Origin of the sequence: Lacticaseibacillus casei DSM 20011 = JCM 1134 = ATCC 393, assembly GCF_000829055.1 — a bacterium.
In the GTDB taxonomy this organism is placed as follows: domain Bacteria; phylum Bacillota; class Bacilli; order Lactobacillales; family Lactobacillaceae; genus Lacticaseibacillus; species Lacticaseibacillus casei.
The window spans coordinates 48345-65413 of record NZ_AP012544.1; the positions used below are offsets into that span (position 1 = coordinate 48345).

Consider the following 17069-nt stretch of genomic DNA (forward strand, 5'->3'; position numbering starts at 1 on the left):
AATTGAGTTGTTATGGAATAATATGGCTACTATTGGCAGACGCACAGCTTTTCAAGAAAGAAGGTAACAGCCATGGCAGTGATTGGGACGATTTTAATGTTGTTGTTGGCAGTTCTGGCGTTGGTTATTGTTTTAGCGTTGATCGTTGCTGGGATACAAACGTTACTATCTTTGTGGCCGTCCACTAAAATGAAGCGACTGCCGTATCACGTGCGTGCTGGTATAATGTTGGCTTCGCTTTTCAACGCTCTTTATAAGGTAGTCACACTTGGATCCGTTATTTGATCAAAGCAAAGGGGAGCTGAGGATGACACCGAGAACATTAAAGATTGAAGATCTGATAGCTAAATATACGGTTCACCCTGAGGCAAAAGCGCAGTTTGATCAGGGCAAGGTTCGTTTAATGAATGCTTATCAATTTATGAAAGCACGTGACGCCGCAGGATTATCGCAAAGAGATCTTGCAGCTGCAGCTGGTGTACCCCAAAGAGAGATTGCCCGAGTTGAGCTAGGCGAGCGTACAAGTCTTGATACTTTGAGCAAAATTGGCTCTACGTCAACTGGTGTTGAAGAATAAATTTATCATTTGAGGCGGTTCTCCATTTGGGGAGCCGTCTTTGTCATGTTATGCCGTGATTTGGTAGATTCGTTTGAAGAAGTTCAGCTGATTCTTGAAGCCAAAACAGGATCGTTTGAGTGACTTGATGAGGCGGTTAACCCCTTCGATCGGACCGTTGGAATAAGGGCTGGTGACAGCGGCGAGAACAGCGACTTTGTGTCGCTTAAGCGTCGCGATCGTCATGTCCATTGCCGTACCGTTTGGCTCGTAAGTAGCTAACAGGTTTGCCAGTTCCGCGGGATGTTTCTTCACCATCAAAGCATCATGAAGCGCTAAGTAGGTCTCGTAGGTTTGCTTGAGCTTGGGCTCAGTATCAAGTGCGATATCGATGGCCTCCTGTTGCGTGACGTCTTCATTCAAACCAAACAGGAACTGTTTGTGTTTAGCGTCAGGCGCAGTTTGATGAAAAAGCCGCCAGTTTGTCTTCATGATCTTATAAGGACGGCTGTGCTTGTCATCAAGCTGTTTGAGCGCTTGGACGCGTACCTGATCAAGGGCACGAGCCGCAAGTTGAATGATATGGAACCGATCAATGACGACTTGGGCCTTGGGGAAAACCTCATGAATAATCGTCTGATAAGCTGCATTCATGTCCATGGTGACCGTCTGGACCCGAGTGCGTTCAGCGAGTGAATAATGAGCGATGAAGAAGTTTTTAATCGTGCGGTTGAATCGGTCACCAAGCAAGGCAATCAGACGATGTGAATCGGCATCAAGACAGATAAACGACATCATGCCATGAGTGGAACGGAACTCATCAAAGCAGAGTCGCGTGGGTAGCCGGCGAGCCGGTCGGAGTTTGAGATTTTGGTCAATGATCCGTTGAACCGAGGAGGCTGAGATTCCGATAATACGGGCGATGGTTTTGACTGGCAACCGTTCATGCGCTAACTTCATGATTCGTTCTGTCATGTGAGCGGCGATCGTGTGGTTGGGTTGCACGAGTGGCGTCTTGGCACTGACTGTGTGGTAACAGTTATGACAGCGCCATCGTTGCTTGTGCAAGTCAATGACTGTCGGCATTTCAACCCCGTTGAGGACGCGCACGTGGGCCGTGTAAAACCCGTTAGGGTGCAAGGCCTCAAAGCCACACAGTGGGCACCGGGTTAACCGGTAAGTCAGCTCGGCATCAATCACATGATACTGGCGGCGACGTACCCCGTTGCCGCGATATTCATGACGAACAAAGGCTACTTTGATATTATGGTCTGGTATTCCAAGGGCGGACAGTGTAGGATCGTATTGGGACATTTACTCATAACCTCGCTTGCTTTTGGTTTCGACGCTAACAAGCATAGCATGGACACTGAGTAGGTGTCTTTTTGCGTTATCCAAAAAGGGCCTATACGTTCAGTGTTGATTATTTCTCAACACCAGAAAGTGTAGACCCGCAAAATTGCAATGGCACTTGGCAAAACACTTGATGTGACTTTGGTAGATGATTAGGCTACAAATTGGTCCATGCAGCGCGCATGGGCTTTTTTGCCGCATTTTTACGATTTATTTTTGGCCTTTATCTAATAGTGATGCGTCAAACTCACGGAAAGTGATTGTCAGAGAAACATCAAGATAAATGCCCAAATAGTGATCGAAGCCGGACAGCTCGTCGATCAAGTTGTATTGTGCAGGAAACGAAACTTCGTAGTAGTAAAAAATATGATTGACACCCTCACAATGCCCGTTATACAATCAACCTCCGCGTTTTTAACCAAATAAATGAAGAGGTGAGTCGATATGGTTGAGGTTCATTTTGAAACGGTTCCGCAAAGGCCGGATTCGGTGCTGGTTGTTCAATCTTTTAATGCCGGCATTATCTGGGTACATAATTCCAAACGCCGGTGGGAGCTGACCGGCGGCAAGTTGGAAGCCGGCGAGACACTTGCTCAAGCGGCGGTGCGTGAGTCGTTTGAAGAATCCGGCGCTGTGATTAAGCCGGATTCAATCGTGCCGTTGGGTTATTATGTGTTACCGACCGGACACGTCACAGCGGTTGTCCGCGCCGAGGTTGATCGGCTGGAGCCGATTCCAGCATCTTCTGAAACCGACGATCGAAAGTTGTTACTTGCGCCGTTACCGGATGCTGACAGATCGTTTCATGACGATGTTTACTGCCAGATTTTTCGCCATATCGGGTGGCCAGATGAGTAGCCGCCGCTATGGCTTACTACTGAATGGATTGTCGGTGGCGGTGATGGCGCTGACGCCAGTGATGAACAAATGGTCGATGATCACGCTATCGCCACTGGCTGCGAGCTTTTATAATGCACTTATTTCACTGGTGTTGACGCTGATCACGATTGCGATGACCAAAACAAAAATGGTGTGGATTAAGCAGCCGGTTGTCTGGATTTTAGGACTGACGAATTGCTTGGCATCTTTTTGCAATACCTAAGCCTCTTTTTCCTTGATCCGGTGAGCGTCGGGTTGATCGGAAGGTTTTACATTGTCTTCGCCATTCTGCTGTCGGTGATCATGCTGCATGAAAAATTTGACCGCCGCGAACTGGTGCCGATTCTGCTTTGCATTGCCGGTACCGCACTGGTCTCTGATTTCTCGGGAAATGTGAACAACATCATCGGACTTGCCTGTGCATTTGGGTACACCTTCAGCTTCGCTTTAACGAATACGTTGGCCAAAAAGGCACTGACCCAGGTTGATGAGAAAATATTACTCTTATACAACCAAGGCACTGCCGTCGTTATTCTCGGACTGATACTCGCCGGAAGCGGCAAGCTCTCTTTTTCACCCAACATGGGCATGGGTGCCGTTGCCATCTCAGCGTTTTGTTCAGGCTTTCTTGGGTTGTTGCTGTTTTATCGCGGACTAAAGTTCATCTCATTTCGCGATGCCAATTTGATCCGAGCGCTTAACCCAGTTTTTGTCTTGATCTACTCGTTGCCATTTTTCACGATTCAAATAACTCCGGCATTTATGCTCGGCGGCGCCCTAATTGTGCTTTCGATTGTTTGGATGTCGCTGCCGGTTAAGAAGTCGCAAATTGACTAAAATGTTCATTCATAGTGATCAATCTGTTCAGTCCTAAATGCAAGATCATTAAACGGCCAAAACATTTGTAAGCATCTTGCGATTATTTTATCAGGATCGCAGTGAGATTCATCGAATTAAATATAGCAAAGGAAAATCTTTGCACTTATATAAATAACCTGCAATGCCCAGAAAGTTCGGCAATTGCAGGTCATTTTATGTAGGCTGGAATCCATATATCGGATTCCAGTAAAGTTATCAAACGATCTTAACATAGACCTTTTTGCCCATAGCATGAGCAATTTCTGCTAATTTATTAAATGAGACGTTATCGCCCCGTTCAATTCGAGCAATCGTTGTCTGTGGTACACCGGCACGTTCTGCTAGGTCAGCTTGTGTGAGGCCTGCCGCTTCCCGTGCGTGATAAAGTGCCAAGGCGGCCGCCGAACGTTCCTTGTCTAGTGTATAAGCACTGGCAAATTCTGGGTTCTGCATTTCTTTTTTCAATAATTCATCAATTTTCATGGGTTGAATGCCGTTCCTTTCAGAGATCTATGGATTCTTTATATCATACTCGTGCATATGATATGTATGTATACCGATAGACTTTGACATCTCTTAACTATTCAAATAGGTCTGTTTTGAAGATTGGTGATTTGCATATATTCAAGTTACTTTTTTGTGGAGGTGACATGCATTCAAGGTCAGTAGTGGATTCAGACAGAGAAAAGGCTAACAATAAGAAATTAGAAAATAATTATAAAATTAAACAGCGATTGCATTTTCATTGACAAAAACTTTTGCGAGCGTAAAACCATAACTAACCTTAGTTCATCCGTGCAACTCACGCTCAGGAGGTGTTTCAATGAACGCTGTCGTATGGCAAACACTGAAGAAGCATCGCGCAGCCTTTATCATCTTGGTGATCTTTACGATGATGAGTACGAGTCTGATCACCGGCAATACATATCTCGAAGGCAAGTTGCTGGATAGTTTGGTGTATAGTCGCAATCCGCGCCTATTTGCGCTGTTCTTTGGCTTAATGCTGGGCTTTAGCATACTAAGGCTTGTTATTTCCTTTTTCACAAGTCATATTCAGATACTGACCAAAAAAAAAACGGTACTTGAGTTAAATCGAAAAATTATTTTTCGACTGTTCACAAAAAATACGCTCAGCATCTTAAAGTGGAGCCCGACAACCTTAAGCGCGCGGATGAATGATGATGTGACTGAAATTGTTTCATTTTTCTCCGACACAGTTGTCAGGTTGTGCAGTGTCATCGTGTCGACACTCACCATTACTGCTTATGTTCTTAGTGCGAATGCTGAAATTTTCACGTAAATTGCAAGAACAAGTTAGCCAGTCGTTGAGGACAATCCCAGAACAGGCCGTTATCAAATAGAAGTTGTGGCGCTAGAGAGACTACTGGGCCATGCGGCGAACGCGCCGAGCTTCGGCCTCAAAGTTTTGCTGGGGTGTGCAGTAGCCCTGTTGTTTGCGAGGCAACTGATTCAAGCGGTCTTGCGTGGCCTGCACTTGACTAGGGCTAATGTCATCTAGGGACATGCCCTTAGGGAAGTCCTGGCGGATCATCCGGTTATGTGCCTCGTTGGTGCCACGGTCGCAGGACGTGTAAGGATGGGCGTAGAAGATCTCAGTTTCCGTCCCAGCAAAAGCAGTATTTAAGGCGGTGAACTCGGGTCCGTTGTCGGCTGTGATGGTCTTGATGCAAGCTCCCCATTCGCGCTTGATTCCACGCAATGCATAGCTCACAGAGTCTGCATCTCGTCCTTCGATCAAGCGGAGAAGTTGGCAACGGGTCTTGCGCTCAATCAGAGTCAAGATGACGCTCTCCTTGCCATTGCGTTTACCGACAATGGTATCCATCTCCCAGTGACCGAACTGCCTGCGTCGTTCAACGACCTTAGGCCGTTCCTCGATACTGCGGCCAGCCAGGCGCTTAGCCTTGGTGTGGTGCTGGTGAGAGGTCTTCCGCTTAGTCTTCTCCAACAGGTCGATATTTCGAATCTCTAGGCGTTGGTCGTCAATGTACTGGTACAAAGTCGAGGCACAAACAAGCTCTTCAGGAGTAAACAGCTTGTGTCGCTTGGCATAGCCGATTGAAGCATCCGGCGACCATTTGTCCTGCTTAGCTCGCTGTACGTACCAGGCTAAGAAGACCTGTACGCTGGCGAACTTGTCAGGACGATGGCAGCTCAAGCGTGCAGTCTCGTAACGTGCCTGAGCAGCCTCTGGCAGGTATTGTCGATGGTAGACGCGCTTGCCATTACTCTTCTTGACCTGATCTACTGTACCTCGCTTGATTTCATTATTAATGGTCTGCGGGCAGACGCCAATTTCAGCAGCAATCCAACGATTGGACTTCCCAGCTTGGCGGAATCCGGCCACTTTTCCGCGCTCGAGTGATGTTAAGTGCTGACCTTTTTGGCGGTGTGTGCTATCCTGTTTCTGCATCAAGACAATATCCTCTTCCATTGTTTGTGTAGGAACTTCAATGATACAGGATATCTGTTCTTGATGTTTTTTATTGTCCAAAAAATTTTGAGACAGTGGCTAACTTGATTCTAAAATGCGCGGCTGAAATTTTCACCATTATGGTTGTCTTTTTACCGGTTTATTTTCTTATTTACGTTGTCTTTCATCAGAAAATTTACCGCGTGAGCCTAGAAATAAAAGGCAAACAGAATGACTATTATTCGGCCAGAAACGATTTTATTGGCAGATATGTCGAGATTAAGGGTGCGGAAAATCTGCCTAGTGAGGTAGCGCGGCTCGATCAGGTGGGTCGCAATCTATTCAAGACGTTCACCAAAAGTTTTTGGATTCATTATTGGATGTCAACCTGGCAAATCGTCATGCAGTTGGCGTTTCAAACTCTTTTCTTTGTCATCGGCGGCCTGGCAGTCTTAAGAGGCAGTATCACCATTGGCCTTTTTGCGATTATTCTCCAGTACTTCGGGCAGTTACTCAATTCAGTCGATCAGATTTTTAGCATTGCTATTGGCGCTGAAGCATATCGGGCCTCACTTGCGCGGATGGAGCAAATTCTGGACATGGCGGACGATCAAACCGGGATGCAAGATGTTGCGCGGATTCACAGGATTGATGTTGATGCTTTTAACATCAAACGATTTGAGAAAAAATCTGATGTACAGGAACTTTTCTATTCGCGTGATCTATCTTGCTCGTTTAAGACACCGGGGTTATACATTATTTCTGGGGACAATGGCGTTGGCAAGAGTACGTTTGTCCGAACGATGACAGGGATTTACCAGCCAGAGTTGAAGGGCAACATTTCAATTAACGGCATCAAGATGAAGCAAATCGATATGCGGACATTGCGGAAAAAGGAGATTGGTTTTTCGTTTCAAGATATCCCGTCTCCGCATATAACGGTTCGCGAATACTTAGCCGGCATGACGCAAAATGACCTTTTATCAATGGTCAAAAGGTCACGACTCTTTGCAAAGGTTTATGATTCGGACGTGTTTAAGCTCCGGAATATTTATGATGAGAAGGTCGATGTGCTGTCGAGCGGCGAGTTGCAGTTAGTGCGTCTTTTAGCGGCATTTGGCAAAGAAAATGCGTCCATGTACATCTTGGATGAACCGACTGCCAACATCTATCCGGAGATCCGAGCGGCGGTGATTGGGTTACTCAAAGAACTCGCAAAAAGTAAATTAGTCATTGCGATTACCCATGATGATCATTTGCTTCATGTTGGTACGCCGATTGTGATGCAGTGAGGGTTATGTGAGCTGCATTTGTGGCTAAACTTTCAGCTGATGAATTCCGACGAAGCCCGGCATTGGCATTAAGGCAGTATCTTTTAGCGAGGGTGTCGTTTTTTGAGTACAAAAAAATCCGCGCAGCTTACGGTCTACGCGGATTGGTGATGATTCATGAACAATTTCGACAAGGTTATTCTAACATGGGTTCATCTAAAAGCATATTTGTATAGAAACTTGTGACAAAGCCCAGATGGCCGATGCACTAGAAAAACGCGTTCGCAGTTGCAGAAATTTGCGTGTAAGGACCTTGGTCGCAATGGCCTAAGACCGGGCCATCACGCCCAAGGCCACTTACACTCCGGTTCCTAACCGCGCCAGTTCACGCTCTGACCCTCTTTCCAGAATCCGCTTGCACAGTATGGTAGAATAGCTAAAGAAATCCTTAAGTATCTGCGCCAAGTGAAAGCGAGTTTTTCTATATGAAGAAATTATTTGAACGGATTCGTATGCCGGAGTTTTTGGAAGACATGCGGATGCGGTATGCAGCAATTGCGATGGTGGTTCTTGCGGTCATCGGCATTCTGATCGGAGCCTTGATCCGCCCGTGGCTGGCTTTGTTGATGCTGTTGATTTTAATCAGTCTTGTGGCGACGATTTTTTATGCCCTTGAGACCATTGCCAAGAATACGAATCAGTATATTTCGGATCTTAGTTATCGGATTAAGCGCGGGGAACAAGAAGCGCTGATTAAAATGCCGATCGGGATCATGATTTATGATGAGGATCTGAATATTGAGTGGACGAATCCGTTTCTCCAGAAGTATTTTGGTGATACGGATGTGCTGGGGCAGCCACTGGAAAAAGTAGATGCCGAGCTGGCCGAGCTGATTCGCAGTCACGAGGACACTAATGAAACCAAAATGGTGACCTGGGGCCAGCATCAGTTTGAGATTATCGTGCAAAAGAGCATCGGCGTTGTCTATCTGATGGATGTCACGCGTTATGCTGAAATTGAAGAGCGCGCGGAAGATGAAAAGATTGCTATCGGGCAGATTTTCATTGATAACTATGACGAAATTACCCAGACGATGGATGACCAGGTTGTCACGAATTTGAATAGTTATGTCACCAACCAGTTGACAGATTGGGCCAACCAATTTGGCATGTTTTTGAAGCGGATCGACAACGATCGCTTTTTCTTACTGGCATATGCCAAGTCGCTAAAGGATGTTGAACGGGATAAGTTCAAGATTCTGGATGCGATTCGGGAAGAAACCTCTAAGCAGAATTATCCATTAACCCTGTCTGTCGGGATTGCTTATGGTGACGAAGATTTAGCTCAACTCGCGGTCACCTCGCAGAGTAACCTGGATCTGGCGCTGGGTCGTGGCGGCGATCAGGTTGTGGTCCGGGCTAAAGGTCATGAAGCCCGATTCTATGGCGGTAAAACTAATCCCATGGAGAAGCGGACTCGGGTACGGGCACGCATGGTCGCGCAAGCCTTGCAAGAGTTGTTTAAGCAAACAGATAAAGTCTTTGTCGTTGGTCACAAGCGGCCGGATATGGATGCTGTCGGGGCAGCGATGGGGATTCGGCGTATTGCTCAGATGAATGGCAAGGAATGTTACATCGTCATTGACCCCGACCACTTGCATTCCGATGTTGAACGGCTGATGGGACAGGTTGGTCAGGATCCGGAAGTGGCTAATGCGATTGTGACTCCAGAAGCGGCGTTGTCACAGGCAACGGATCAGAGTCTGCTGATTTTGGTTGACCACAGTAAGCCGTCAATTTCAGCCGCGCCTGAGTTGTACAAGCGGTTGGCGGCACGAACCGTGATTATTGATCACCATCGCCGCGGGGAAGAGTTCCCGGACAATCCGATGCTGGTTTACATTGAACCGTATGCCAGCTCGACGTGTGAGCTGATTGCCGAAATGTTTGAATATCAGCCGACAAATGTTCCAAGCCTGGATAAGCTTGAAGCAACGGCGATGTTAGCTGGGATTACCGTGGATACGAAGTCGTTCAGCTTGCGGACCGGCACGCGGACGTTTGACGCGGCCAGTTATCTGCGTTCCATGGGTGCTGACGGGATGTTGGCGCAGAACCTGTTGAAAGAAAATATCGACAGCTTCATCCAACGCAACCATTTGATTGACACAATTGAAATGATTGCCCCAAATATGGCACTATGTACTGGGGAAGAAGATAAGCGCTATGATCCGGTGATTGCTGCCCAAGCGGCTGACACCATGCTGTCGTTGAATGGTGTCGATGCCAGTTTTGTCATTACCAAACGTCCCAGCGGTGATATCGGCATTTCTGCCCGCTCGACCGGGGATGTGAATGTGCAGGTTATCATGGAAGCCATGGGCGGCGGCGGCCATTTAAGCAATGCGGCCACCCAGATCAAGGGCAAAACAATCGCCGAAGTTCGCAGCGACTTACTTGCTCAGATCAAAAAAGCAGACGAAGACGCGTGACGCAATCGTCATAACGCGTTCACCAGCCCAGAAACCTGCGTGTAAGGAACTCAGGCGCAATGGCCAAGGTCGGGCCATTACGCCTGAGGCCACTTACACTCCGACCCCTAAGCGCGCCGGCTCACGCTCAACCATAGAAAGCAGGGATTTTAAATGAAAGTCATCTTTACACAAGACGTTCGTGGTAAGGGTAATCGCGGTCAGGTGAAGGAAGTACCTGACGGCTATGCCGAGAACTTTTTGATTCGCAAGGGTTTGGCTAAGGCGGCCACTCCGCAAGCCATGAGTGCTTTGCGTGGGCAACAACGGCTCGAAGAAAAAAAAGAAGCTGAGAAGAAGGCTGAGGCTGAAGCGCTTAAAGCCAAGATTGAAGACGACAAGACAGTTGTGCAGATTCAAGCCAAGGCCGGTGAAGATTCCCGGTTGTTTGGTTCGATTCCTAGCAAGCAGATCGCCACGGCGTTGGATCGGCAATATCAGATTAAAGTCGATAAGCGTAAGATCGATTTGAAGCAGCCGATTCGTTCGCTAGGCTTTACCAACGTTCCGGTCAACCTGTTCCCTGGCATCGATGCGCGGATTCGGGTTCACGTGCTTGAGCAGAAGTAGAAAAGGGCCTGTAGATCAGGTTCTAATTAAATAAGTGACAATCAATATGAAAATCGTGCGTTGAAAGGTTAGAGAGCCTGTCTCCCGACTTTTAGCGCGCGTTTTTGAATGCTTCGGAGGTTATGCGTGACAATGGCGGCGAAAAGCGCATAAGGTCAGGCTTTTCAAGCTTAAAATCAACAATGTTACGTTAAGCGGGAACGCTTGTTTTGGTCAGCGGTTTAACGTAGACTGTTAAGGATAAGTGCTATCACTTTGCAATAACGAACGTCGAAGTGTTGCATAAGTTCCATGATCGAACAGAAGGAGGACGCGCATGGATAATCAGTTAATTGAACAGCAACCGCCGCATAGTGATGAAGCGGAACGTGCCGTCCTTGGCGGAATTTTTCTGAATGCCGACACATTGCCGGATGCCCAGGAATACGTGACGGCAGATGACTTCTATAAAAAAGCGCATCGGCTTTTGTTCCAGGCGATGACGGACTTACAGGACAACGGAACTGCCATTGATACGGTCACGGTAACGGACTATCTTGACAATCACAACCAGTTGGACGACATCGGTGGTGCCGGTTATATTACCGATTTGGTGGCATCGACGCCGATCGCCAGTAACGTGGTTTATTACGCCAAAATTGTGCAGCAAAAGAGTACCTTACGTAAGCTGATTAACACGGCGCAAAATATTGCCAGCCGTAGCTATACTGAACAAGATGATGTTGAAGGCCTAGTTGAAGATGCCGAACGCCAGATCATGGATGTTTCCGAGAATCGCAACCAAGTCGGATTTAAGCAAATTAAAGATGTTTTGAATCAAGCAATGGCGCAAATCGATCAGCTGTATCAAAATGATCAGACAATTACCGGTTTGCCGACTGGATTCCGCGACCTCGATAAAATCACGACCGGACTGCATGAAGATGAAATGATTATTTTAGCTGCGCGCCCGGCTGTCGGGAAGACGGCGTTTGCGCTGAATATTGCGCAAAATGTCGGTACGAAGACCGATAAAAGTGTCGCGATTTTCAGTTTGGAAATGGGCGCGGAACAGCTGGTTAACCGGATGTTGTGTTCAGAAGGCAGTATTGATGCCAATCATCTGCGCACTGGCCAGTTGAACGAAGAAGAATGGCAGAATCTGATTATTGCCATGGGCAGTTTGAGTAAAGCAAAAATTTATATGGATGATACACCCGGTATCCGGATGGCCGAGATTCGGGCTAAGTGCCGGCGACTGGCGCGTGAACAAGGCGACCTGGGGCTTATCATCATTGATTATCTCCAGCTAATTGAAGGCTCTGGTCAGGAAAATCGGCAACAGGAAGTCAGCGCCGTGTCGCGGCAACTCAAGAAGCTGGCAAAAGAATTACACGTGCCAGTCATCGCTTTGTCACAGTTGAGTCGTGGCGTGGAACAGCGGCAAGACAAGCGCCCGGTTTTGAGTGATATTCGTGAATCCGGCTCAATTGAACAGGATGCCGATATTGTTGCTTTCTTATATCGAGACGATTATTATCGCGATGCGGAAGGCGATGACGATGATGACCAAGGCGGAAGTGACGACGGGGATGGTAATGTCGGCGAAGTCGAAGTCATTATTGAGAAGAACCGTTCCGGCCCCCGTGGCACCGTGAAGTTGTTATTCGTCAAATCGCACAATAAATTCACAAATATTGCCTATAATGGACCAGATCAGTAAGCTTTTTGAAAAATGACGTACCAAAATGAGTGACGCAAAATAATGTGTTCGTCAGTCTAGAAACCGGGCTGGCTCATGCTCAACTATAACGCGTTCGCCAGCCCAGAAACCTGCGTGTAAGGACCTTGGTCGCAATGGCCTAAGACCGGGCCATCACGCCCAAGGCCGCTTACACTCCGACTCTAAGCGCGCCGGCTCACGCTCAACCATAACGCGTTCGCCAGCCCAGAAACCTGCGTGTAAGGACCTTGGTCGCAATGGCCAAAGACCGGCCATCACGCCCAAGGCCGCTTACACTCCGACTCCTAAGCGCGCCGGCTCACGCTCAACCATAACGCGTTCGCCAGCCCAGAAACCTGCGTGTAAGGACCTTGGTCGCAATGGCCAAAGACCGGCCATCACGCCCAAGGCCGCTTACACTCCGGTTTCTAACCGGGCTGGCTCACGCTCAAAATAAGAAAGTGAGGGATGCCGCATGGATGCCATTTTAATGAGTTTGATGACAGCGCTCAATGAACACCTGCTGATCAATGTTTACCAGCGTGATACCGATGATTTTTACACTGGATATGTGCAGGTTTTGGGTCATGATGCGGTTGTTCTGGGAACCTATAATGATTCGGGGATTGCTGATGGCTGCGCTTTGATTGCCTTTTCAGCGATTGACCAAGTGGAGTTTGCCGGTGACGATCTGGATAACATGAATTTTCGGATCGGGTTGGCGCAGTCGGAGCATTTTTTGACGCTTCAAGGTAAAGAAAAGCCGTTTCAATTTGATGCAACTGAGAGCCTGATTTGGCAATTAGCCAAGCAGGCGCAGGCTAGCGAGCAAATGATCATGGTCGTGGTGGCGGATGACGATGCCTATCTCGAAGGTCGGGTCACGGCGGTCGCCGAAGATCGCTTCAGTATGGCCATTTTCAATAAGTTCAATTACACGGATGTTCGGGCGTTGCAAGTCGACTTCTCGGACATTCTGGTGATGGAGTTTCATGGCTTGGATCTCAAACTGGAAACCGAGCTGGTGCGGCACCGCGATCAACTGCAACATGTACCAACGAAGCTATTTCAAAATGACGGGCAACTTGAAGGCGTCTTTCAGAATGCACTGGCGGAGAATCGGCTGATTTCGGTTGTGCCAAAAGGGCCGGAAGACCAGTTCTTTGTTGGCCGAGTTAAAGCAGTCAATGACCGGGTCGTGGTGCTGAGTCTGAAGGACATGGCCGGGCAATTTGGCGGCTATATTCTCATGACCCTGCCAAGTATTCAAAATGTGGCGACTGCTTCGGATTACCTGCAGACGATCAGTTTTTATGAGCAGTGGGATCAAACGCACCATTTCAGTCAGCAGCCGGTTCTAAATGCCGATCGGGAGTTTGATCCGAACGATAATCTGGTTAAGGCAATTATTTCCGAAGCCGCTGGTTTTGAACGGGTTGTCCGGATCAAGGTTGCGGATAGCGACGAGCATTTCCTTGGCTATCCGGAACATGCCGATGAAACTGATTTTGACTTGAAATTGGTGGGTCAAGACAGCGGAGAAACGGTGCGCATTCGCTACGGCCAGATTCGTGAGATTGCGTTTGGCCACATTTTCGCGTACTTGCAGGAAGCTCAGTTGAAAAACGCGGATCGTTAGTAGGTATTTCGAGAATTCACAAAAAAGAGCTAGGTGTCGTGCCAAACCGCGCGATCTCCGTCCAGATGGGGCTGGAACGTGGTGGGCACGACTTTGAGCCTCAGCAAACCCGGCTGAGTCTCAAAGTTCGGCCTTGTTGTAGGCGGGGCAAAGGGCGCCCCACCAACAACAATGTCACCACTGAGCCCCATCTGGCCTCCGATTGCTCCGCCTTGGCACTAGAGTCTTTCTCAGTCCAAAAATTTTTAAGCAAAACAAAAGCGCACTTACCATAATGACGGTGAAAGTGCGCTTTTATATTGCAACTATGAGGCTACTTACTAGTCACCGTAAAGACCTCATCCCCCGCCGCAACATCCTGATCCGTGAAGGCTGTCAGGGAGGCGACGTGATCCATGTTGGTGATGATGGTCATCACGGTGGTTCCTTTGCCGGCTGCTTTGACTGCCGCTAAGTCCATGGTGGCAATTGGCTGACCGGCCTTGACGGTATCCTGGTCGTTGACCTCAATTGAGAACGGTGCGCCGTTAAGCTCGACGGTGTCTAAGCCCATGTGTACCAGAATTTCCAGACCGGTAGCTGTGGTCATCGTCCAGGCATGTTTGGTTGGCATGACACTGACAATGGTGCCATCCACTGGGGCAACAATTGTCCCACTGGTAGGTTCGACGGCAAAACCGTCGCCCACCATTTTTTGAGAGAAAACGTCATCTGCAACTTCGGATAAATCCTTCAGCTGCCCTGTAGCTGGGGCGACAAAGTTGATGGCGCCGGTTTGAACGGTTGCTGTTTCGGCTTCAGGATCAGTAGTTGGTTGTTCTGGGCTAGGAGCCTCTTCTTGCGGGGCCGCTTCGTCAATGACCGTGCCGTCAGCCGCCGTTGCGACCATAGCACTTTTTGGAACCCCAAAGAAGTAGGTGGCCACAAATCCGCCAGCGTAAGAAGCGAGTAAACCAAAGACATACGCCATCCATTGGTGGTTAGCAATCAGCGGGATGAGCGCTGCACCGGAAGGACCGATGGTGATGGCGCCGACGTGGCCAAAAGCACCGACAACAGCGCCGCCAATGCCACCACCGATACAAGCGGTGATGAACGGCCGGCCAAGTGGCAAGCTCACGCCGTAAATCAACGGTTCTCCGACACCGAGAATGCCGACCGGTAACGCGCCTTTGATGAGGCGGGTCAGTTGCTTATTCTTACGGCACTTAATCCACAAGGCCAAGGCGGCACCGACCTGGCCGCCGCCAGCCATGGCAAGGATCGGCAGCAACGCCGTAAAGCCGGTATTTTTGATCATTTCCAGATGAATCGGTGTGATAATCTGATGCAATCCCAACATGACCATTGGCAGGAATGCCAGTCCCAAAACAAACCCAGAGAAGGCACCGCCGACTTGGAGAATCCAGTTGATGGAGCCGACGAGTGAATTAGACACCCATCCGGCAAGCGGCATGATGAAGAAGATTGTCAGCACACCAATTGATAATAAGCTCAGCATAGGCGTGAAAATGATGTCAATTGAGTCTGGAATGAAGCGGTGCAACTGGTTTTCAACGAGGGCCAGCAACCAAACAGCGAAGATAACGCCGATGATCCCGCCTTGCCCGGCCAATAACGGCTGATGGGTGAAGATATTGGTAATCGTCACTGGTGCGACAATGCCCGGCAGGTAGATCAAACCACCGATAATGCCGCCGAGACCAGGAGTTGCTCGGAATTCGGTTGCCGCATTAATGCCGACATAGATGTTCAGGAAGGTGAACAGACCGCCGTTGATAACTTTTAGAACTGTGATGAATTGGGTCCAGTCTTTTGGCAGTTGTCCGGCAGCTAACATGTTCGCTAAAATGCCGGCAATTCCGGAAATCAACCCCGCGCCGACAAATGCCGGGATCAATGGAATGAAAATGGCCGAAATGTGTTTCAAAGCGGTGCGCCACCAGGTTTGTTTCAATGACGCTTTGTGGGCAGCGTGGACCTCGGCTGCCTTGGCCTCGACAGCGGATTTGTTGTCTAGATGGCCATTTCCGGAAACAGCGCTGTCCGGGAATGGATCACCTAAGCCGACACCGACTTTGGCAACCATCGCTTGGGCGACTTTGTTGACGGTTCCGGGACCAACGATGACTTGTAGTGTTTCTTCTTCAACGACGCCGAGAACGCCGGGCACCTTTTTCAGGCCAGCCACGTTGACTTTGGCGTTGTCTTTGATGGTCATTCGCACACGCGTCATACAGTGGATCAGTTTCGCGACGTTTTGTGGGCCGCCGACTTGTGCGTAGATGCCGTCCCCCATGATTTGATATTTATCTTGCCCCATTTTATACTTCCTCCTCCTGACTTAGTGCAACGGCTTTGCTGATGAAGCCGTTTGCACGATTGAGTAACGTTTGCGCGATGGTGCTAGGTTGGTCGGTCAAAATCATAACAATTGCTAATTTAACGTGCCGATTGGCTGCCTCGAAGGCCTTTGCTGCAGTTGCTGCATCACAACCGGTCGCTTGTTGAATGATGCGCTGGCTGCGGACAACCAACTTTTCGTTCGTTGGCTGGACATCGACCATGAGATTCTTGTAAACTTTGCCAATCCCGACCATGGCACCGGTTGAGAGCATGTTTAAAACGAGTTTTTGCGCCGTGCCGGCCTTGAGTCGGGTCGAACCGGTGAGTACTTCCGGACCGGCGGGGACTTCAATAGCGATTTCGGCATGCCGACTGATTTCAGCGCCGGCATTGCAAGCCAGACTAATCGTTGCGGCGCCGACAGATTGGGCGTAGTCGAGTCCGCCGATCACGTACGGCGTCCGTCCGCTTGCCGCGATGCCGACAACGACATCGTTGGCGGTCAGCTTGCGGTCTTCCAGATCCGTTTTGCCAAGCGCCGGTGAGTCTTCGGCTCCTTCGACGGCGACTGTCATGGCTTTCATCCCGCCGGCAATCAACCCTTGCACCATTTCCGGTGACACGCCGAAGGTTGGTACACATTCGGCAGCATCCAAAACGCCTAGTCGGCCACTGGTGCCGGCGCCGATGTAAAATAAACGGCCATTTTGTTTAAAAGCGGCGGTGATCGTTTGAATTGCCGCCTCAATGGCTGGCAACGCCTGATGAACGCTTGGGGCAACGGTTTGGTCTTCGGCGTTCATCACCGTCGCGAATTCGTGGACGCTCATGGTGTCCAGGTGCATGGTGCGTTGATTACGGGTTTCGGTGGTCATCTGATCTAAATTGATTGATAAAGTCATCATTTTTCCTCTTTCATTTTTCGTTTTG

14 protein-coding genes and 1 pseudogene are annotated in these 17069 nt (G+C 48.9%); 10 read left to right on the top strand and 5 right to left on the bottom strand.

Translation table 11 applies throughout. The annotated features are described in order from the left end of the window. Nucleotides 1-72: 72 nt before the first annotated feature. Both LBCZ_RS00220 and LBCZ_RS00225 read left to right on the top strand, forming a co-directional pair. Nucleotides 73-285, top strand: coding sequence for a hypothetical protein (locus tag LBCZ_RS00220; RefSeq protein ID WP_025013857.1), 213 nt, complete (start codon nt 73-75; stop codon nt 283-285). After that, nucleotides 269-577 (top strand): helix-turn-helix domain-containing protein, encoded by a 309-nt coding sequence (locus LBCZ_RS00225; protein ID WP_225421706.1) that lies wholly within the window; start codon nt 269-271, stop codon nt 575-577. The genes LBCZ_RS00220 and LBCZ_RS00225 overlap by 17 nt, the downstream gene beginning before the upstream one ends. A gap of 48 nt (nt 578-625) precedes the next feature. Here the strand turns inward: LBCZ_RS00225 and LBCZ_RS00230 are convergent, their stop codons facing one another. Beyond that, a complete protein-coding gene (locus LBCZ_RS00230) occupies nt 626-1870 on the bottom strand; it encodes an ISL3 family transposase (RefSeq protein WP_041084700.1) in 1245 nt (414 codons plus the stop codon). A gap of 483 nt (nt 1871-2353) precedes the next feature. Here LBCZ_RS00230 and LBCZ_RS00240 point away from each other — a divergent pair, with 483 nt between their 5' ends. Together LBCZ_RS00240 and LBCZ_RS00245 are read left to right on the top strand one after the other, a co-directional pair. Beyond that, nucleotides 2354-2767: an NUDIX domain-containing protein gene (locus LBCZ_RS00240; protein ID WP_025014001.1), complete on the top strand. Its 414-nt coding sequence runs from the start codon at nt 2354-2356 to the stop codon at nt 2765-2767. Then, a pseudogene (locus LBCZ_RS00245) lies at nt 2760-3625 on the top strand (DMT family transporter). Before LBCZ_RS00240 ends, LBCZ_RS00245 begins: the two are co-directional and overlap by 8 nt. A gap of 237 nt (nt 3626-3862) precedes the next feature. Here the strand turns inward: LBCZ_RS00245 and LBCZ_RS00250 are convergent. Then, the gene (locus LBCZ_RS00250; RefSeq protein WP_039639749.1) at nt 3863-4129 is read right to left on the bottom strand and encodes a helix-turn-helix domain-containing protein; all 267 of its coding nucleotides are present in this window, start codon (nt 4127-4129) and stop codon (nt 3863-3865) included. 340 nt (nt 4130-4469) lie between these two features. On the opposite strand from LBCZ_RS00250, the gene LBCZ_RS00255 reads away from it, so the two are divergent. After that, nucleotides 4470-4946 carry an ABC transporter ATP-binding protein gene (locus tag LBCZ_RS00255; RefSeq protein ID WP_025014002.1) on the top strand — a complete coding sequence of 159 codons (477 nt, stop codon included), beginning with the start codon at nt 4470-4472 and terminating at the stop codon, nt 4944-4946. Nucleotides 4947-5027: 81 nt separating this feature from the next. Here the strand turns inward: LBCZ_RS00255 and LBCZ_RS00260 are convergent, their stop codons facing one another. After that, nucleotides 5028-6080, bottom strand: coding sequence for an IS30 family transposase (locus LBCZ_RS00260; RefSeq protein ID WP_010620018.1), 1053 nt, complete (start codon nt 6078-6080; stop codon nt 5028-5030). Nucleotides 6081-6283: 203 nt separating this feature from the next. On the opposite strand from LBCZ_RS00260, the gene LBCZ_RS00265 reads away from it, so the two are divergent. The 5 genes from LBCZ_RS00265 (at nt 6284) to LBCZ_RS00285 (ending at nt 13793) form a co-directional block, all read left to right on the top strand. Further along, nucleotides 6284-7372, top strand: a complete 1089-nt coding sequence (locus LBCZ_RS00265) for an ATP-binding cassette domain-containing protein (protein ID WP_225423311.1) — start codon at nt 6284-6286, stop codon at nt 7370-7372. 464 nt (nt 7373-7836) lie between these two features. Beyond that, nucleotides 7837-9843: a DHH family phosphoesterase gene (locus tag LBCZ_RS00270; protein WP_025013876.1), complete on the top strand. Its 2007-nt coding sequence runs from the start codon at nt 7837-7839 to the stop codon at nt 9841-9843. Between the two features lie 153 nt (nt 9844-9996). After that, complete coding sequence (gene rplI, locus LBCZ_RS00275; protein ID WP_025013877.1) at nt 9997-10452, top strand: 50S ribosomal protein L9; 456 nt, start codon at nt 9997-9999, stop codon at nt 10450-10452. 316 nt (nt 10453-10768) lie between these two features. Beyond that, nucleotides 10769-12154, top strand: a complete 1386-nt coding sequence (dnaB, locus tag LBCZ_RS00280) for a replicative DNA helicase (protein WP_039639747.1) — start codon at nt 10769-10771, stop codon at nt 12152-12154. 475 nt (nt 12155-12629) lie between these two features. Continuing rightward, nucleotides 12630-13793 carry a hypothetical protein gene (locus LBCZ_RS00285; RefSeq protein WP_025013487.1) on the top strand — a complete coding sequence of 388 codons (1164 nt, stop codon included), beginning with the start codon at nt 12630-12632 and terminating at the stop codon, nt 13791-13793. A 313-nt stretch (nt 13794-14106) separates the two neighbouring features. On the opposite strand, the gene LBCZ_RS00290 is transcribed toward LBCZ_RS00285, so the two are convergent. Beyond that, nucleotides 14107-16116, bottom strand: a complete 2010-nt coding sequence (locus LBCZ_RS00290) for a glucose PTS transporter subunit IIA (RefSeq protein WP_025013486.1) — start codon at nt 16114-16116, stop codon at nt 14107-14109. Between the two features lies 1 nt (nt 16117). Continuing rightward, nucleotides 16118-17041 (bottom strand): N-acetylmuramic acid 6-phosphate etherase, encoded by a 924-nt coding sequence (gene murQ, locus LBCZ_RS00295; protein WP_032958918.1) that lies wholly within the window; start codon nt 17039-17041, stop codon nt 16118-16120. Nucleotides 17042-17069 lie beyond the last annotated feature (28 nt).